The 19,439-nt window shown below is 40.3% G+C and carries 14 protein-coding genes and 1 pseudogene; 14 read left to right on the forward strand and 1 reads right to left on the reverse strand.

Going from position 1 to position 19,439, the window contains the following annotated elements; all coding sequences use genetic code 11:
- From SORDD05_RS01780 to SORDD05_RS01835, 12 genes and pseudogenes are all read left to right on the forward strand, one after another.
- Positions 1 to 671 (forward strand): DUF2971 domain-containing protein (locus tag SORDD05_RS01780; RefSeq protein WP_155718845.1); only part of this gene is annotated, 671 nt, incomplete at its 5' end.
- A gap of 44 nt (positions 672 to 715) precedes the next feature.
- Positions 716 to 1,579, forward strand: a complete 864-nt coding sequence (locus SORDD05_RS01785; RefSeq protein WP_061416825.1) for an Rgg family transcriptional regulator — start codon at positions 716 to 718, stop codon at positions 1,577 to 1,579.
- 80 nt (positions 1,580 to 1,659) lie between these two features.
- On the forward strand, positions 1,660 to 2,838 hold the full coding sequence (locus SORDD05_RS01790; protein ID WP_061416826.1) for an MFS transporter: 1,179 nt from the start codon (positions 1,660 to 1,662) through the stop codon (positions 2,836 to 2,838).
- 89 nt (positions 2,839 to 2,927) lie between these two features.
- Positions 2,928 to 4,886 carry an NAD-dependent DNA ligase LigA gene (gene ligA, locus SORDD05_RS01795; protein ID WP_061416827.1) on the forward strand — a complete coding sequence of 653 codons (1,959 nt, stop codon included), beginning with the start codon at positions 2,928 to 2,930 and terminating at the stop codon, positions 4,884 to 4,886.
- 154 nt (positions 4,887 to 5,040) lie between these two features.
- Positions 5,041 to 7,326 (forward strand): type I pullulanase, encoded by a 2,286-nt coding sequence (pulA, locus tag SORDD05_RS01800; protein ID WP_061416828.1) that lies wholly within the window; start codon positions 5,041 to 5,043, stop codon positions 7,324 to 7,326.
- Between the two features lie 194 nt (positions 7,327 to 7,520).
- Positions 7,521 to 8,944 (forward strand): annotated as a pseudogene (locus tag SORDD05_RS01805) (NADP-dependent glyceraldehyde-3-phosphate dehydrogenase).
- 275 nt (positions 8,945 to 9,219) lie between these two features.
- Complete coding sequence (gene glgB / locus SORDD05_RS01810; protein ID WP_061416829.1) at positions 9,220 to 11,148, forward strand: 1,4-alpha-glucan branching protein GlgB; 1,929 nt, start codon at positions 9,220 to 9,222, stop codon at positions 11,146 to 11,148.
- Positions 11,138 to 12,280: a glucose-1-phosphate adenylyltransferase gene (locus tag SORDD05_RS01815; protein ID WP_061416830.1), complete on the forward strand. Its 1,143-nt coding sequence runs from the start codon at positions 11,138 to 11,140 to the stop codon at positions 12,278 to 12,280. The genes glgB and SORDD05_RS01815 overlap by 11 nt, the downstream gene beginning before the upstream one ends.
- The gene (gene glgD, locus SORDD05_RS01820; RefSeq protein ID WP_061416831.1) at positions 12,270 to 13,409 is read left to right on the forward strand and encodes a glucose-1-phosphate adenylyltransferase subunit GlgD; all 1,140 of its coding nucleotides are present in this window, start codon (positions 12,270 to 12,272) and stop codon (positions 13,407 to 13,409) included. Before SORDD05_RS01815 ends, glgD begins: the two co-directional genes overlap by 11 nt.
- On the forward strand, positions 13,406 to 14,839 hold the full coding sequence (glgA, locus tag SORDD05_RS01825; protein WP_061416832.1) for a glycogen synthase GlgA: 1,434 nt from the start codon (positions 13,406 to 13,408) through the stop codon (positions 14,837 to 14,839). Before glgD ends, glgA begins: the two co-directional genes overlap by 4 nt.
- 61 nt (positions 14,840 to 14,900) lie before the next feature.
- Positions 14,901 to 15,545, forward strand: a complete 645-nt coding sequence (serB, locus tag SORDD05_RS01830) for a phosphoserine phosphatase SerB (protein WP_061416833.1) — start codon at positions 14,901 to 14,903, stop codon at positions 15,543 to 15,545.
- 9 nt (positions 15,546 to 15,554) lie between these two features.
- Positions 15,555 to 16,670 carry a glycerate kinase gene (locus SORDD05_RS01835; protein WP_061416834.1) on the forward strand — a complete coding sequence of 372 codons (1,116 nt, stop codon included), beginning with the start codon at positions 15,555 to 15,557 and terminating at the stop codon, positions 16,668 to 16,670.
- Here SORDD05_RS01835 and SORDD05_RS01840 read toward each other — a convergent pair.
- Positions 16,667 to 17,113, reverse strand: a complete 447-nt coding sequence (locus tag SORDD05_RS01840; protein ID WP_061416835.1) for a DUF1694 domain-containing protein — start codon at positions 17,111 to 17,113, stop codon at positions 16,667 to 16,669. The two genes, SORDD05_RS01835 and SORDD05_RS01840, sit on opposite strands and share 4 nt — an antisense overlap.
- Before the next feature lie 162 nt (positions 17,114 to 17,275).
- On the opposite strand from SORDD05_RS01840, the gene eno reads away from it, so the two are divergent.
- Together eno and SORDD05_RS01850 are read left to right on the forward strand one after the other, a co-directional pair.
- On the forward strand, positions 17,276 to 18,580 hold the full coding sequence (eno, locus tag SORDD05_RS01845; protein ID WP_061416836.1) for a surface-displayed alpha-enolase: 1,305 nt from the start codon (positions 17,276 to 17,278) through the stop codon (positions 18,578 to 18,580).
- A 174-nt stretch (positions 18,581 to 18,754) separates the two neighbouring features.
- Positions 18,755 to 19,249 (forward strand): YkgJ family cysteine cluster protein, encoded by a 495-nt coding sequence (locus SORDD05_RS01850; protein ID WP_061416837.1) that lies wholly within the window; start codon positions 18,755 to 18,757, stop codon positions 19,247 to 19,249.
- Positions 19,250 to 19,439 lie beyond the last annotated feature (190 nt).

Below are 19,439 nucleotides of genomic sequence, written 5' to 3' on the forward strand. Positions count from 1 at the left end.
GCAATGCGCGACAGATGAATGATCCAAACGAAGGATATACACTTTTTAAGCTTATAGGTATTGAAAAAAATGAGTTACCTAAAACTGATTATGATACATCACCGTTCTTCTTTGCTTCTATGACACAAACTGGAAGTGAATCAAATCTAGATGATAGTCTTCCAATGTGGAAGCAGTATGGTGATGATGCAAAAGGGATTAATCTAACATATCATTCTGAGTACATTAAAAGCTTAATGGAAGAAGGAATAGAAATTTATAAAGTTTGTTATAATCCTGCAAAAGATGCATTATTAAATGAAGAAATAAATTCAATAAAATCAGCATTTAACGAAATTAAAAATTATAGCGATGATAAAGAAAAAGAAGCTATCTTTTTATCAGCATTAAACCTAATTGATGATATCCGTTATTTATTTAAAGATGTAGATTATAGTTATGAAAATGAATATAGAATTATTAAATCTTATGAAGGAGAGGAAGATGTTATTTTTTCTAGCGAAAGTTCTAACAGTGTGATTCCTGGTCTATATGCTTATATTGACAAAGAACTAAAATATTCAAAAATTAAACTTGGTCCTAAATGTGATGATATTGATTTTGTTGCTCCCTATATAAAATTCGTTGATCGAAATATTGAAGTAACTAAGTCGCAAATATCTTATCGTTAATTCATTAATTTTGAGTGTTTATTTTGTTAAAAAGGGTGTAAGAGATGGAACATCTTGGAAAGGTATTTCGTGAATTTCGAACAAGCGGGAAGTACTCCTTAAAAGAGGCGGCAGGTGAATCGTGTTCAACCTCTCAATTATCTCGCTTCGAGCTTGGGGAATCTGATCTAGCAGTTTCCCGTTTCTTTGAGATTTTGGATAATATTCATGTGACTATTGAAAATTTCATGGACAAGGCTAGGAATTTTCAAAATCATGAACATGTTGCCTTAATGGCACAGATTATTCCGCTTTACTACTCAAATGATATTGCAGGTTTTCAAAAGCTTCAAAAGGAACAGCTCAAGAAAGCGAAGAGTTCGACCAATCCCCTCTATTTTGAGCTGAATTGGATTTTGTTACAGGGTCTGATTTGTCAAAGAGATGCTCATTACACGATGAGTCAGAGTGATTTGGAAAAAGTAGCAGATTATCTTTTTCAAACAGAGGAATGGACCATGTATGAGTTGATTCTTTTCGGAAATCTCTATACTTTCTACAATGTGGACTATGTGGCTCGGATTGGCAGAGAAGTCATGGAGCGAGAAGACTACTACAAAGAAATTGGTCGGCATCGAAAACTTGTTTTGATTTTAGCTCTTAACTGTTACCAGCATTGTTTGGAAAACCGTTCCTTTACGGATGCGGACTATTTTGAGGGCTATGTGGAGAAGTTGATTGGAAATGGTATCAAGCTTTATGAGCGCAATATCTTCCATTATCTCAAAGGTTTCTCCCTCTACCAGAGAGATTTGAAAGAAGAAGGTTGTAGTCAGATGCAGGAAGCCATGCATATTTTTGATGTGCTTGGACTTCCAGAGCAAGTGGCTTACTATCAGGAACATTATGAAAAATTTGTAAATCCTTAAATTTCCCAAATAAGGGAAAAATAAAGAGACTCCTTTCAGTTTTGATACAATAGTTTCAAAATTTGAGAGGAGCTTTTTATATGAATCGACATGCAATCCAGTTGATTAGTCGTGGGGCTATTAATAAAATAGGAAATATGCTCTATGATTATGGAAATAGTGTTTGGTTAGCATCAATGGGGACGATAGGACAGACTGTTCTTGGGATTTATCAAATTTCTGAGTTGGTTACATCGATTCTAGTCAATCCCTTTGGCGGAGTGATTTCAGACCGCTTTTCGCGTCGCAAAATTTTGATGACGACAGACTTGATTTGCGGTATTCTCTGTTTAGCTATTTCTTTCATCAGAAATGATAGCTTGATGATTGCTGCCTTGATTTTTGCCAATATTGTTCAGGCGGTTGCCTTTGCATTTTCTCGTACAGCCAATAAAGCCATTATAACTGAGGTTGTAGAAAAAGACGAGATTGTGACATATAATGCTCGCTTAGAGCTCGTTTTGCAGGTTGTAGGTGTTAGCTCCCCTGTACTTTCTTTCCTCGTTTTACAATTTGCCAGTCTCCATATGACGCTTGTTTTAGATGCCATTAGTTTTTTCATCGCATTTACATTAGTAGCTTTCCTTCCCAAAAAAGAGACTCAGGAACAAGAGAAAAAGACTTTCAGCTGGAAAAATATTTTTGCTGATATGAAAGAAGGACTTGGCTATATCTGGCGCCAGCAAGAGATTTTTTTCCTTTTGTTAGTAGCTTCCAGTGTTAATTTCTTTTTTGCAGCTTTTGAGTTTCTCCTCCCTTTTTCAAATCGGCTTTACGGGGTAGAAGGAGCTTATGCAACTATTTTAACTATGGGCGCTATTGGTTCCATTGTGGGAGCTCTCCTAGCTAGTAAAATAAAGGCAAGTGTTTATAATCTTTTGATTCTATTGGCTTTGACTGGAGTTGGAGTTTTTATGATGGGATTACCACTGCCAACTTTTCTTTCCTTTTCTGGAAATTTAGTTTGTGAACTGTTTATGACGATTTTTAATATTCACTTTTTTACTCAGGTGCAAACCAAGGTTGAGGGGGAATACTTGGGGAGGGTGCTAAGCACCATTTTTACTTTAGCCATTCTCTTTATGCCAATTGCAAAAGGCCTTATGACAGTGCTGCCAAGTGTACATCTCTCTTCTTTCCTGATAATTGGAAGCGGGGTCGTTATCCTGTCTTGTCTATCCCTTGTTTACGTACGAAGTCGTTTCGAAAAAGAGTCATAATTTCTATTTTTTAGAAAATATTTCAATACTAACCATTTTTCAGTCCTTCTCTATTGTGAGGAGGGCTTGATTTGTGGTAAAATGGTTTTATGAATGAAAGAATGAATGAGTTAGTTGCCTTGCTCAATCGCTATGCGACCGAGTACTATACGAGTGACAATCCCTCGGTGTCAGATAGCGAGTATGATCGCCTCTACCGAGAGTTAGTTGAGTTGGAAGCTGCCTATCCAGATCAAGTTTTAGCAGATAGTCCGACCCATCGCGTTGGTGGTAAGGTTTTAGATGGTTTTGAAAAATACAGTCATCAGTATCCTCTTTATAGTTTGCAGGATGCTTTTTCACGTGAAGAGTTAGAAGCTTTTGATGCGCGTGTTCGCAAAGAATTACCCCATCCCACCTATATCTGTGAGTTGAAAATAGATGGTTTGTCCATCTCGCTTACGTATGAAAAGGGGATTTTGGTTGTCGGTGCCACACGTGGGGATGGTTCTGTTGGTGAAAATATCACAGAAAACCTCAAGCGTGTCAAGGACATTCCTTTGACCTTGCCAGAAGAACTTGATATTACCGTTCGTGGAGAGTGTTATATGCCACGCACTTCATTTGATCAGGTTAACCAAGCTCGCCAAGAAAATGGGGAGCCTGAATTTGCCAATCCTCGTAACGCGGCAGCAGGCACCTTGCGTCAGTTGGATACGGCGGTAGTGGCCAAACGCAATCTTGCCACGTTCCTCTATCAAGAAGCTAGCCCCTCTACCAGAGACAGCCAAGAAAAGGTCTTGAAGCATCTTGAACAGCTTGGCTTTGTAGTTAATCCTAAACGTATTCTAGCTGAAAGTATAGATGAGATATGGGATTTTATCCAAGAAGTAGGACAAGAACGAGAGAAACTGCCTTATGATATCGATGGGGTAGTAATCAAGGTCAACGACCTAGCAGGTCAAGAGGAACTTGGTTTTACCGTTAAAGCGCCCAAGTGGGCAGTCGCCTATAAATTCCCTGCTGAAGAAAAAGAAGCTCAGCTCCTTTCAGTTGACTGGACAGTAGGTCGTACAGGTGTTGTGACTCCGACTGCCAATCTAACACCTGTTCAGCTTGCTGGGACAACTGTTAGCCGTGCAACTCTTCACAACGTAGATTATATCGCTGAAAAGGATATCCGAAAAGACGATACGGTTATCGTTTATAAGGCTGGAGATATCATCCCTGCTGTTTTGCGTGTAGTAGAGTCCAAGCGTGTTTCTGAAGAAAAACTAGATATTCCGACTAATTGTCCAAGTTGTGATAGCCAGTTGCTTCACTTTGAAGATGAAGTGGCTCTTCGTTGTATCAATCCTCGCTGTCCTGCTCAAATTATGGAAGGTTTGATTCACTTTGCCTCTCGTGATGCCATGAATATCACCGGACTTGGTCCTTCCATAGTTGAGAAACTCTTTGCTGCCAATCTTGTTAAGGATGTGGCAGATATTTACCGTTTGAAAGAAGAAGACTTCCTCCTTTTAGAAGGTGTCAAGGAAAAGTCTGCCTCTAAACTGTATCAGGCTATTCAAGCATCCAAGGAAAACTCTGCTGAAAAACTCTTGTTTGGTTTGGGAATTCGCCATGTCGGAAGTAAGGCTAGTCAGCTCTTGCTCCAACACTTCCACTCTATTGAAAATCTAGCCCAAGCTGATCCAGAGGAAGTGGCAAGTATCGAAAGTTTGGGTAGTGTGATTGCTCAAAGTCTTCAGACTTATTTTGCTACAGAAGGATCGAAGATTCTCTTAGACGAGTTGAAAGAAGCTGGAGTTAATCTGAATTACAAAGGAAAGCAAGTAGTAGCGGATGCGGCTTTATCAGGTTTGACCGTTGTACTCACGGGGAAATTGGAACACCTCACGCGCTCTGAAGCCAAAAGTAAACTCGAAAGTCTGGGTGCCAAAGTAACAGGTAGCGTATCCAAGAAAACAGATCTAGTCGTAGCAGGAGCCGATGCAGGAAGTAAGCTCCAAAAAGCTCAAGAACTTGGTATCGAAGTTCGCGATGAAGCTTGGTTGGAAAGTTTGTAAAGAATAGCAGAAAGCTAGGTGTTAGATAGTCTCAAACTATCTCTCCTGATGTGTTTTGACATGGTTAAAATCTGTTGTCCATCGTGATTAAATGCCAACTGAATCCATCAGAATCAAATAAAATTAAAATAGAAATTAGAAATTAGGAAAAAACATGTACAATTATCCCGTTCTTCTCCATTTTCATAGAAAAAATGGAGATTATACAGCTTGCTCATTTAGCACAGACCGAGATGAAAACAAAAACTCTTTAACTTCAGAGACCACTTATTTTGGTCTTCAGTTTTCTTTTACCGTGACCAGTCAGGAAAAGGTGGATAGTTTCACCTTCAAAGCCGAGATAGATGGTGTATTAAAAGAATATCTTGTACGTTTTAACTACTATCCCTTGCTAACAGAAGCATGGATTTTAGAGGGCGACGAGACTGTTTATTATTCTGAAAACCCAGCTATTGCTAGTCCTTACTATAAAGATCAAAATCCTTTTGCCTTTGATAAAGCCATCCATAGCGCAAGCTTTGATCATCACTGGGGATATCAAGGAGACTTGGGCTGCCAAGGATCTGATTCCCAGACCAGTTTTAAACTTTGGGCTCCAACAGCTACAGCTGTTCAGGTGGTTGTCTATGAAAACACTAGTAACGATGCACCTATTTGGAAAACCTTTAATCTAGAGCGTGGCAATAGCTATTCATATAGTCATAAGTACAATACCATTGGTGTGTGGAGTCTAGACTTAGATGAAAATCTTGCTGGTAAGGCTTATCAGTATCAAATTGAATTTCCTCACCACCAGACTTTGACGAGAGATCCTTACACAACTGCAACAAGTCCTGACGGGAAACGTTCTGTTATTCTTTCTCGCAAAGACAGACAAGTAGAAAGATTTGAAGTCAAACATGGGACAGAAGCGCCATGGCGTTTGGAGAATCCATGTAAAGCAGTTATCTGTGAAATGCATATTCGAGATTTTACCAAATCGCCTACATCTGGTGTTCCTGAAGAACTCCGCGGAACCTTCTTGGGTGCTGCTCAGACTGGAACAGTTAACCAGTACGGTCAAGCAACCGCCTTTGACTATATTAAAGAACTTGGTTGCAACTATGTTCAACTTCAACCCATCTTTGATCGTCATAAGGAATATGATCAAGATGGAAATGTAACCTATAACTGGGGTTATGATCCTCAAAACTACAACGCACCAGAAACGAGCTTCTCTAGCAATCCAGATGATCCCGGACAAGTTATTCGAGACCTCAAGACCATGATTCAGGCTTATCATGATGCAGGAATCGGTGTCATTATGGACGTGGTTTATAACCATACCTTTTCAACAGTTGACGCTCCATTCCAGACAACTGTTCCCGATTATTTCTATCGTATGAATCGTGATGGAACTTTTCAAAACGGTACGGGAGTAGGAAATGAAACTGCAAGTGAGCACGAGATGTTCCGCAAGTATATGATTGATTCCATCCTTTATTGGGTGAAAGAATACAATATTGACGGTTTCCGTTTCGACTTGATGGGCATTCATGATGTCAAAACTATGCAGGCAATTCGTTGGGCACTGGATGAGGTCGATCCGCGTATTCTCACTTATGGAGAAGGCTGGGATATGGGAACAGGTCTTGCTCCTTATGATAAGGCTAAGAAGGATAACGCCTATCAGATGCCAAATATAGGTTTCTTTAACGATAATCAGCGTGATGCGATCAAAGGAGGAGAAGTTTATGGAGCAATCAAATCAGGATTTGTGAGTGGTGCTGCTACAGAACCAATCGTCGCCAGGGCTATTCTTGGTAGCCGAGAGTTGGGATCCTATCTCAGTCCAAACCAAGTTCTCAACTATGTTGAAGCTCATGACAATTACAATCTTCATGACTTGCTAGCAACCCTTCATCCTGATAAGAGTTCCGACCAGATTATGCGCAAGGTTGAGACAGCGACAGCTATGAACCTTCTCATGCAAGGTATGTCCTTTATGGAACTTGGTCAAGAGTTTGGACGAACTAAGTTGATTCCAACTGGTGAACATGGAGAACTAACTCCTGCAGACCGAGAACGTGCTATGAATAGCTATAATGCTCCGGACAGTGTTAACCAAGTCAACTGGGATCTGATCAATGAACGCCAAGACAGCATTGAGTTTATTCGTCAGATTATCCGCCTAAAAACGCAAATCAGTGCCTTCTCTTATCCAACATATGAAGAAATTTACCGTCATGTCTTTGTCCATACAGCTGCTGAGAATAGCGGGTGGATTGTTTATGAGATTCACGGTGGAGCAGAGCACTTATTGGTGGTATTCAATGCTAAGGGAACCTCCTTCTACTTTGAAAATGCAGGTAAGCTTGAAATGTTCCTTACCAACAGTCGTTCAAAACAAGAAAATGTTATTGATGATATTAGCGTCGCAGTTTTAAAAGTGCTCTCATAAATTAATGTAGTAAAAAGGGTTAGATTATCTAATCCTTTTTGTCATTTATGAGATTTTTAATGAAGAGTAGAATTAAGTTTCAAATAATTTGAAGGATCAAGATTGTGAAAAAAATCTCAATTTTTTCACAAAAGGGTTGTAATTTTCTGAAAATTTGATAAAATAAGTCTTAATAATTTTCAGGAGGAAGAAAATTGGCAAGATATCAGAATTTAGTAAATGGAAATTGGAAATCATCTGAAAAGGAAATTACAATCTATTCACCCATTAATCAGGAAAAGCTGGGGACAGTACCGGCTATGAGTCAAGCTGAAGTAGATGAGGCTATGAAAGCTGCGCGTGCAGCTCTCCCAGCATGGCGTGATTTAGCATCAGTTGAGCGTGCAGCCTATTTGCATAAGACAGCAGACATTTTGGAACGTGATAAAGAAAAAATTGGTACAATTCTTGCCAAAGAGGTTGCTAAAGGGATAAAAGCAGCCATTGGAGAAGTAGTACGTACAGCAGATTTGATTCGTTTTGCTGCAGAAGAAGGTCTCCGTATCACTGGACAAGCAATGGAAGGGGCGGTTTTGAAGCTGCAAGTAAAAACAAACTAGCCGTTGTCCGTCGTGAGCCAGTTGGTGTCGTTTTAGCTATCGCGCCATTTAACTATCCAGTTAACCTTTCTGGATCTAAGATTGCTCCGGCTTTGATTGCAGGAAATGTCGTCATGTTTAAACCACCAACACAAGGATCTATCTCAGGTCTGTTATTAGCCAAGGCTTTTGATGAGGCAGGTATTCCAGCAGGAGTATTTAATACGATAACTGGCCGTGGTTCTGAAATCGGTGACTATATCATTGAACACCAAGAAGTTAACTTTATCAACTTTACTGGCTCGACTCCAATTGGTGAGCGAATCGGTCGTTTAGCTGGAATGCGTCCTATCATGCTTGAACTTGGTGGGAAAGATGCAGCTATTGTTCTCGAAGATGCAGACTTGGAACACGCAGCTAAACAAATCGTCGGTGGAGCCTTTAGCTACTCTGGTCAGCGTTGTACCGCTATCAAACGTGTTTTGGTTGTGGAAAGCGTAGCAGACAGATTGACTGAATTGCTCCAAGCTGAAGTTGCTAAGCTAACAGTCGGTGACCCATTTGACAATGCAGATATCACACCTGTTATTGACAATGCTTCAGCTGATTTCATCTGGGGATTGATTCAGGACGCTCAAGAAAAGGGTGCCAAAGCGCTCAGTCCAATCAAACGTGAGGGCAATCTCATTTGGCCAGGACTTTTTGATTATGTCACAAGAGATATGAAATTAGCATGGGAGGAACCGTTTGGCCCTGTTCTCCCAATTATCCGTGTTTCCGATGCAAATGAAGCGGTAGCAATTGCCAATGAATCTGAGTTCGGTCTTCAATCCTCTGTCTTTACAAACGACTTTAAGAAGGCATTTGAAATTGCTGAAAAACTTGAAGTTGGAACGGTTCATATTAATAACAAAACACAACGTGGACCAGATAATTTCCCATTCCTTGGTGTAAAGGGTTCTGGTGCAGGAGTGCAAGGGATTAAATACAGCATTGAAGCAATGACAAATGTCAAATCCATTGTTTTTGATGTGAAGTAATCTAAAAAATCAGGAATTTAGCTTCCTGATTTTTATTTTTGCTCAAAAATTCAGTTAGAATTTGAAAAATAACGAATGTTTTGATATTATACTAAGCAAATATATGTAAATCATTTATTTTTTCAACAATTAAATGAAAAATTATATAATGTTAAAATATATTTTCTAAAATTTTCAAGATATTTTTTAAGAAATTCCGTAAACTGCTTGAAAGTTCTTTTAAAAGATAGTATAATAGAATTATAGAAAACGCTTACAAAAAGAAAGGGGATTGGATGAATAATCAAGAAGCATTGAGAACCTTCACTACTGGAGAAAATTTTCATCTTCAGCACTATCTAGGAGCACATAAAGAGGAAAAAGACGGAGAAATTGGTTTTATCTTCCGTGTTTGGGCACCTAACGCTCAGGCTGTGCACTTAGTTGGTGATTTTACAAACTGGACAGAGCATCAAATTCCCATGGTTCGTAATGAAGCAGGTGTTTGGGAAGTCTTCACAAGTCTGGCTCATGAAGGACAGATTTATAAGTATCATATCACGCGTGCAAATGGGCACCAGATTATGAAAATTGATCCATTGGCGGTTCGTTTTGAGGCTCGTCCGGAGACTGGAGCCATCCTGACTGATATTCCAGAGAAAAAATGGAAAGATGGTCTTTGGCTAGCTAGGAGAAAACGCTGGGGCTTTTTTGAGAGACCAGTCAATATTTATGAAGCCCACGCTGGATCTTGGAAGAGAAATCCAGATGGTAGTCCATACAGCTTTGCACAACTCAAGGAAGAACTCATTCCATACCTTGTTGAGATGAATTACACTCACATCGAGTTTATGCCTTTAATGGCTCACCCGCTTGGATTGAGTTGGGGCTACCAGCTTATGGGTTACTTTGCTATGGAGCATTCTTACGGGCGACCAGAAGAATTCCAAGATTTTGTTGAGGAATGTCATTTAAACAATATCGGTGTAATTGTGGATTGGGTTCCAGGTCATTTTACCATCAACGATGACGCCCTTGCTTATTACGATGGAACACCAACTTTTGAATACCAAGACCACAATAAGGCCCATAACTACGGTTGGGGAGCTCTTAACTTTGACCTTGGGAAGAATGAAGTCCAGTCCTTCTTGATTTCTAGCATTAAATTCTGGATTGAATTTTATCATTTAGATGGTATTCGAGTGGATGCAGTCAGCAATATGCTCTACCTAGACTATGATAATGCTCCTTGGACTCCAAACAAAGACGGTGGCAATCTCAACTACGAAGGCTACTATTTCCTTCAACGTTTGAACACTGTTATCAAGTTAGCGCATCCAGATGTGATGATGATTGCAGAAGAAAGTTCATCAGCAACAAAGATTACTGGTATGAAAGAAATGGGCGGTCTAGGATTTGACTACAAGTGGAATATGGGCTGGATGAATGATATTCTCCGTTTCTACGAGGAAGACCCAATTTATCGTAAGTATGATTTTAACTTGGTAACCTTCAGCTTCATGTACGTTTTCAATGAAAACTACCTCTTACCATTCTCACATGATGAAGTCGTACATGGTAAGAAGAGCATGATGCACAAGATGTGGGGAGATCGCTACAATCAATTTGCAGGACTACGCAATCTCTACACTTATCAGATTTGTCATCCAGGTAAGAAACTCTTGTTCATGGGAAGCGAATATGGTCAGTTCTTAGAGTGGAAGTCTGAGGAACAGCTAGAATGGTCTAACTTGGAAGATCCAATGAATGCTAAGATGAAGTACTTCACTTCTCAACTTAATCAATTCTATAAAGAGCATCGTTGCCTTTGGGAAATTGACACCAGCTACGACGGCATCGAAATTATTGATGCGGATAATAGAGATCAGAGTGTCCTTTCCTTTATTCGTAAGAGTAAAAAGGGTGAAATGCTAGTCTGTATCTTTAATATGGCGCCTGTTGAACGAAAAGACTTTACAATCGGACTTCCTGTCGCAGGAGTTTATGAAGAAGTTTGGAATACAGAATTGGAACAATGGGGTGGTGTCTGGAAAGAATACAACCAAACGGTTCAAACTCAAGAAGGATTATGGAAAGATTATGAGCAGACCTTGACCTTTACCTTGCCAGCTATGGGAGCAAGTATCTGGAAGATTAAACGTCGCTTGAAACCAACTAAAACTGTCACAAATAAAACCCAAAAAGGAGTAGAAAATGAAGAATGAAATGCTAGCTTTGATCCTTGCAGGTGGGCAAGGAACACGTCTCGGGAAACTCACTCAAAGCATTGCCAAACCAGCAGTGCAATTCGGTGGGCGCTACCGTATCATTGACTTTGCTCTTTCAAACTGTGCTAACTCTGGGATTCACAACGTCGGTGTTATTACGCAGTATCAACCTCTTGCCTTGAACAACCATATCGGAAATGGTTCGAGCTGGGGACTAGATGGTATTAACACAGGTGTTTCCATCCTTCAACCCTACTCTGCAAGTGAAGGAAACCGTTGGTTTGAAGGGACTAGCCACGCTATCTACCAAAACATTGACTACATCGATAGTGTTAACCCAGAATATGTTCTCATCCTCTCTGGAGACCATATTTACAAGATGGACTATGATGACATGCTCCAATCTCACAAGGACAACAATGCCAGTTTGACAGTAGCTGTCTTGGATGTACCCCTCAAAGAAGCTAGCCGTTTTGGTATCATGAATACTGACGCAAACAATCGTATCGTCGAATTCGAAGAAAAACCTGCTCAACCTAAGTCTACTAAAGCTTCTATGGGGATTTATATCTTTGATTGGCAACGTCTCCGTAATATGCTAGTAGCCGCTGAAAAGAACAAGGTAGATATGTCAGACTTTGGTAAAAACGTTATTCCAAATTACCTTGAGTCTGGAGAAAGCGTTTATGCTTATGAATTCAAAGGCTACTGGAAAGACGTTGGTACTATCGAGTCTCTATGGGAAGCAAATATGGAATACATTGATCCAAATAACGCTTTGGATAGTCGTGATCGTCAGTGGAAAATCTACTCACGGAACTTGATTTCACCACCAAACTTTATTGGAAAACACGCTCATGTAGAAGATTCTTTAGTTGTGGATGGCTGTCTCGTGGATGGAACTGTTAAGCATTCTATTCTCTCAACAGAAGCGCAAGTACGTGAGGGTGCTGAAGTAGTAGACTCTGTAATCATGAGTGGTGCCATTATCGGAAAAGGTGCAAAAATTAAACGTGCCATCATTGGTGAAGGTGCTGTTATTTCTGAAGGTGTCGAAATTGATGGAACAGACGAAGTACAAGTAGTAGGATATGATGAAGTAGTGGGGGTAGCAACAGATGAAGATTGATAAATATTCAGCCATTTTAGGAAACACCGTTGGTTTTCACGATATGTCAACTTTGACAGATCATCGTCCAGTAGCCAGCTTGCCATTTGGAGCAAAATATCGTTTGATCGACTTCCCTCTCTCTAGCCTTGCAAATGCTGGTGTTCGTAGTGTCTTTGGAATTTTCCAACAAGACAATATCAGTTCAGTCTTTGACCACATTCGTTCAGGACGTGAGTGGGGCTTATCTACCCTTCTCAGTCACTACTATCTAGGTATTTATAATACGCGTGTTGAAAGTAGCACAGTTGGGAAAGAATATTACCAACAGCTTCTCACTTATTTGAAACGTTCAGGATCAAATCAGACGGTTGCACTTAACTGTGATATCGTGGTGAATATTGACCTCAATCAAGTATTCCATTTACATACTACTGCCGGTCGTCCGATTACAGTTGTTTATAAGAAATTACCTAAAAAGGATATTTCAGATGTTAATGCCATCTTGGAAGTGGATGAAACAGACCATGTTCTTTCTCATAAACTTTTTGATGCCAAATCAACAGATGAACTTTTCAACATGTCTACAGATATATTCGTCGTTGATACTCCGTGGTTGATTAAGCGTTTGGAAGAAGAAGTTCAAAAAGAATACCCAGAAAAATTACGCTATGTTTTACGTGAGTTGGCAGCTAAAGAAGGTGCTTTTGCTTATGAATACACTGGCTACCTAGCCAATGTTCACTCTGTTCAGTCCTATTATCAAGCCAATATTGATATGCTGGAGTCTCAAAAATTCTACTCTCTCTTCTCACCTAACCAAAAAATTTATACCAAGGTTAAGAATGAAGAACCAACTTACTACTCAAACACCTCTAAGGTAAGTACTTCGCAGTTCGCCTCTGGTAGTATCATAGAGGGTGAAGTAGTTCAGTCGGTCCTATCACGTAATATTCACGTGCATAAGGATAGTCTAGTTAAAGACAGCCTTCTCTTCCCACGTGTTGTGATTGGTCAAGGTGCCCAAGTTGAGTATGCAATCTTGGACAAAGGGGTTGAAGTTGCTGACGGTGTCGTTATTCGCGGTACTGCAGAACACCCAGTTGTAGTCAAAAAAGGCGAAAAAGTTACAGAGGATATTCATTCATGAAAATTTTATTCGTAGCAGCAGAGGGTGCGCCCTTTTCAAAAACAGGTGGTTTGGGAGACGTCATTGGCGCTCTTCCCAAATCACTGGTAAAGGCAGGGCACGAAGTTGCGGTTGTCTTACCTTACTATGACATGGTAGAAGCTAAGTTCGGCGACCAGATTGAGGATGTTCTTCACTTTGAAGTGAGTGTAGGCTGGCGTAGACAGTACTGTGGTATTAAGAAGACCGTTTTGAATGGTGTTACCTTCTACTTCGTAGACAATCAAACGTATTTCTTCCGAGGTCATGTTTACGGAGATTTCGATGATGGTGAACGTTTTGCCTTCTTCCAACTGGCTGCTCTTGAAGCCATGGAGCGAATTGATTTCATTCCAGATATTCTCCATGCCCATGATTATCACACCGCTATGATTCCTTTTCTCTTGAAGGAAAAATACAGATGGATTCAGGCTTACCAAGGAATCAAGACCGTTTTAACCATTCACAATTTGGAATTCCAAGGTCAATTTTCTGAAGGAATGTTGTGGGATTTGTTCGGTGTAGGATTTGAACGGTATGCTGATGGAACCCTTCGTTGGAATGATTGCCTTAACTGGATGAAAGCAGGTATTCTCTACGCGGATCGTGTCACAACTGTTTCCCCTAGCTATGCGCACGAGATTATGACCAGTCAGTTCGGCTGCGGTTTGGACCAGATTCTTCGGATGGAGTCAGGTAAGGTTTCAGGTATTGTCAATGGTATCGATGCAGATCTTTATAATCCTCAAACAGACCCGCTTTTAGACTATCATTTTGATAAGGATGACTTGTCAGGAAAAGCACAAAACAAAGCAAAATTGCAAGAGAGAGTTGGTCTACCAGTCCGAGCAGATGTTCCGCTAGTTGGGATTGTCTCTCGTTTGACGCGCCAAAAAGGTTTTGATGTCGTTGTAGAAAGCTTGCATCGTTTCTTACAAGAGGATGTTCAAATAGTCCTTTTAGGAACAGGCGATCCTGCTTTTGAGCATTCTTTCTCATGGTTTGCTCAAGTCTATCCTGACAAGCTATCAGCAAATATCACTTTCGATGTCAAGCTCGCTCAAGAAATCTACGCAGCTTGTGATCTCTTCCTCATGCCAAGTCGTTTTGAACCATGTGGCTTATCTCAAATGATGGCTATGCGATATGGAACTCTACCATTGGTTCATGAAGTGGGTGGATTGCGTGATACTGTTCAAGCTTTCAATCCAATCGAAGGAACTGGTACAGGATTTAGCTTTGACAATTTAACACCATACTGGCTTAACTGGAGTTTCCAAACAGCCTTGGATGTTTATAAGAACCAGCCAGATGTTTGGAGAAATCTACAAAAACAAGCTATGGAATGCGATTTCTCATGGGATACAGCCTGCAAGTCTTATCTTGACTTGTACCATAGTTTAGTCAACTAATAGATAAAATCGTATGATTCTTTCATACGATTTTTGGGCTGTTTAGAAAAGAGGAGAAGTGATGACTAAAGTAATGGGGCTCTGTGTCATGGATGTTGATGGTACCTTAATAGCAGAGGAAGTGATTGACCTTTTGGGAAGAGAAGCAGGTTGCGAAGCGGAAATTTCAAAGATTACCAATCAAGCAATGCAAGGAGAACTGGACTTTGAAGGGAGTTTACGAGCGAGGGTAGCTTTGTTAAAAGGTCTTCCGATTTCGGTCTTTGATACTGTCTTCAAATCCATTCATCTTTCCCAAAATGCTCAAGAATTTATCTCCATACTTCAGAAGAATGGTATTCTAGTCGGTCTAGTGTCTGGTGGATTTACACCAATAGTTGAGAGATTAGCAAAATCCCTCGGTATCTCCTATTTCTCTGCCAACCAGTTGGAAGTCAAAGACGTTTTTTTAACAGGTAAATTAGTTGGTGAAATTGTGACAGCCCAAGTAAAACAAGCTACTCTTGAGAAATGGAGAAAAGAATTAAAACTACCCAAAGAAAGAACGATTGCCATCGGTGATGGTGCCAATGACCTTTTGATGTTAGAGTCAGCAGGTCACGGTATAGCCTTTTGTGCCAAAGAAGTCGTAAAAGCAGAGATAGCTTGTCATGTAGATCAAAGGGATTTCTTAGAAGTTCTTCCTTTGATTGATTTCTTAGAATGAGAGGGAAATATGAAAATTGTTATTGCACCTGATTCTTTTAAAGAAAGTTTGGCTGCAGAACAGGTCGCCAAAGCTATAAAAAGAGGTTTCGAGAAAGCAATTCCTAGTGTAGTTTGTTCTCTATGCCCAGTTGGGGATGGAGGCGAAGGAACTGTAGATGCCATTCGACATTCCCTTGACCTCGAAGAACAATGGCAAGAAGTGACGGGACCTTTTGGTCATAAAGAAGCAATGCGATACTTTCAGAAAGATCAAAGGGTACTCTTTGAAGTTGCTGACTTGGTTGGGTTAGGAAAGATCCCTCATGAGAAACGAAATCCTCTCCACATCCAAACTCGCGGTATCGGAGAGTTGATTCGCCATCTCATTGATCAAGGGATGAAAGAAATCTATATCGGTGTAGGTGGTACGGCTAGTAATGACGGTGGGATAGGCATTGCTGCTGGCTTAGGTTATCGTTTTCATGATAAGAATGGAAAGGAATTGCCAGCTTGCGGTCAGACTTTGCTTGAGTTCGAGTCGGTTTCAGACAGCGAGTTGTATAGGATTCCCGAAGATGTGAAGATTCGCATTTTAGCAGATGTCGTGAGCCCTTTATGTGGTCATCAAGGGGCAACCTATACATTTGGAAAACAAAAGGGCTTGGATCCTGCTTTGTTTGAGACAGTAGATTTGGCTATGTGGCGGTTCTATGAAAAATTCTCATCTTCCACCCTATCTCTGAAAGGAGCAGGAGCTGGAGGTGGGATTGCTGCTGGACTCTGCGCCTTTGCTCAGGCTAGTATCGTATCTGGGATTGACACCTGTTTGGATTTGATTGACTTTGATAAGAAAGTTGCAGGTGCTGACTTGGTTATTGTCGGAGAGGGCAGACTGGACTGTCAAAGCTTTGCTGGAAAAGCTCCTATCGGTGTAGCAAAAAGAACCCCTAACGGAGTTCCTGTTATCGCTATTTGCGGTAGTCTTGCTGACGATTTGCCTCCCCTACCATTCGAAAATATACAGGCAGCCTTTTCTATTTTAGAGAAAAGTGAACCACTAGAAGATAGTCTGAAAAAAGCAAGCCTCTATTTGGAGCACACAGCAGCCAATATTGGTCGTTTATTAAAGTTGAGGAAAGACTAGCCAAACCATTTTTTCCAGATAGATTTTTTAGGAGCCTCTGCCTTTTTCTCCTCCCAGAGGCTTGAGAAAGCAAGTCTAAGGTCCTTTTCTTCTACTTGAACAGGTTTATTCGTGTGAATGACAAGACCAAAAGGAGAGGTGATATGATCGTCTGAAACAATAGTCGCCTGACAGTTGCTTTCCTTTGCTTGTTTTAAGTAAAAGACCTGTTTGTCAAACTCGATATTTGGTGAGATTTTCAAGAAAAGTTCCTCTACCTTTTCTTGAAAACCCTCTAAAATAGAGAAAAATCCATGTTCTAATTCAGGACTATTGGCAGTACTGATATCCGCGTAGCCAAGAACTCTTTCCTCGAAAGTGCCGAGATAGCGGCGTTGTTCGCCTGGGTTTAATTTCGGCCCACCATGAGCTTTTTCTAGTAGTTGTTTTGATAAATCTGTCATAAAAACAGTATATCACAAAAATCGCAAGAAAACAGACAAAAGAAAGCGATTACTTTATAAAGTTAAGGAAAATTTGCACAAAGATAACGTTTTTTCTTGAAAAACGCTTATTTTTAAGGTATCATAGAGGTGTAAAAAATTTAACTCAAAGGAGAGTAAAAAATGTCAATTATTACTGATGTTTACGCTCGCGAAGTCCTAGACTCACGCGGTAACCCAACACTTGAAGTAGAAGTTTATACTGAATCAGGTGCTTTCGGACGTGGTATGGTTCCATCAGGAGCTTCTACTGGTGAACACGAAGCAGTTGAACTTCGCGACGGTGACAAATCTCGTTACGGTGGTCTTGGTACACAAAAAGCTGTTGACAACGTAAACAACATCATCGCTGAAGCAATCATCGGCTACGATGTACGTGACCAACAAGCTATCGACCGTGCTATGATCGCACTTGACGGTACTCCTAACAAAGGTAAATTGGGTGCAAACGCAATTCTTGGTGTGTCTATCGCTGTAGCTCGTGCTGCTGCTGACTACCTTGAAATCCCACTTTACAACTACCTTGGTGGATTCAACACTAAAGTTCTTCCAACTCCAATGATGAACATCATCAACGGTGGTTCTCACTCTGACGCTCCAATCGCTTTCCAAGAATTCATGATCGTACCTGCTGGTGCACCATCATTCAAAGAAGCTCTTCGTTGGGGTGCTGAAATCTTCCACGCACTTAAGAAAATCCTTAAATCACGTGGTTTGGAAACTGCCGTAGGTGACGAAGGTGGATTCGCTCCTCGTTTCGAAGGAACTGAAGACGGTGTTGAAACTATCCTTGCTGCGATCGAAGCTGCTGGATATGTTCCTGGTAAAGACGTATTTATCGGATTTGACTGTGCATCATCAGAATTCTACGATAAAGAACGTAAAGTTTACGACTACACTAAATTCGAAGGTGAAGGAGCAGCTGTACGTACTGCTGCAGAACAAATCGACTACCTTGAAGAATTGGTAAACAAATACCCAATCATCACTATCGAAGATGGTATGGACGAAAACGACTGGGACGGTTGGAAAGCTCTTACTGAACGTCTTGGTGGTAAAGTTCAATTGGTTGGTGACGACTTCTTCGTAACAAACACTTCTTACCTTGAAAAAGGTATTGCAGAAGGTGCTGCCAACTCAATCCTTATCAAAGTTAACCAAATCGGTACTCTTACTGAAACATTCGACGCTATCGAAATGGCGAAAGAAGCTGGTTACACTGCCGTTGTATCACACCGTTCAGGTGAAACTGAAGATTCAACAATCGCTGACATCGCAGTTGCAACTAACGCAGGACAAATCAAGACTGGTTCACTTTCACGTACAGACCGTATCGCTAAATACAACCAATTGCTTCGTATCGAAGACCAACTTGGTGAAGTAGCTGAATACCGTGGATTGAAATCATTCTACAACCTTAAAAAATAAAATAGTTCAGTGAACTATTTTATCCCGAACCTTGAAATTCAAAAGTTCGGCCGTTGATTTAACAACGTTAAAAGCCCCTCGGATTTTATCCGAAGGGCTTTTTGTATATAAAGGCAAAAAATAGAAAATAGTTTATGGTATAATAGACAAAAACACTTGTATTAGAAAGCAATTATGTCTAAAGAAATTGATATTGAGTATTACCATCAACTAGCCTTGCAAAAACAGAAGGAGCACCGCAAAGTTTTAGCAAATCTAAAGAAAAAACCTCCTAAAAACTTAGATAAGATTGCACAGCAGATCCACCAAGAAGTCTTTGCTGAGATTGATTGTACTGCCTGTGCTAACTGTTGCAAGACATTGGGGCTCGACTTCAAAGAAGCGGATATTACTCGTATTGCCAAGTATTTTAAGATGAAATTACCAGCTTTTGAAGCAGAATTTCTGCAGGTGGATGAAGATGGGGATAAGGTTTTTAAATCCATGCCTTGCCCGTTTTTAGGAGGAGACAATCTCTGCTCAATCTACGACGTTCGACCAAAGGCCTGCCGTGAATTTCCCCACACAGATCGTAAGAAGATCCATCAAATCAACCATTTGACGATTAAGAATACCTTGACCTGCCCGGCAGCTTATCTCTTTGTTGAAAAATTAAAGGATAAGTTATAGATTTTACACTTTTAAATCTTGTACAAAGATTCTAGGGTGGAAGTATCTTGTATTTGCTAGAATATAGATAGAATTGAACACGGCCTAAAAACTATGCGAAAAAGAAAAAATTACCTAGAACCAGCGTTAATTTTCCTATTTTCACTTTGCTTTTAACGACCTTTGTATCTTGTGGAGGTAAGAAAAGAAG

The organism is Streptococcus oralis (genome assembly GCF_001578705.1).
GTDB classification, from domain to species: Bacteria; Bacillota; Bacilli; order Lactobacillales; family Streptococcaceae; genus Streptococcus; species Streptococcus oralis_J.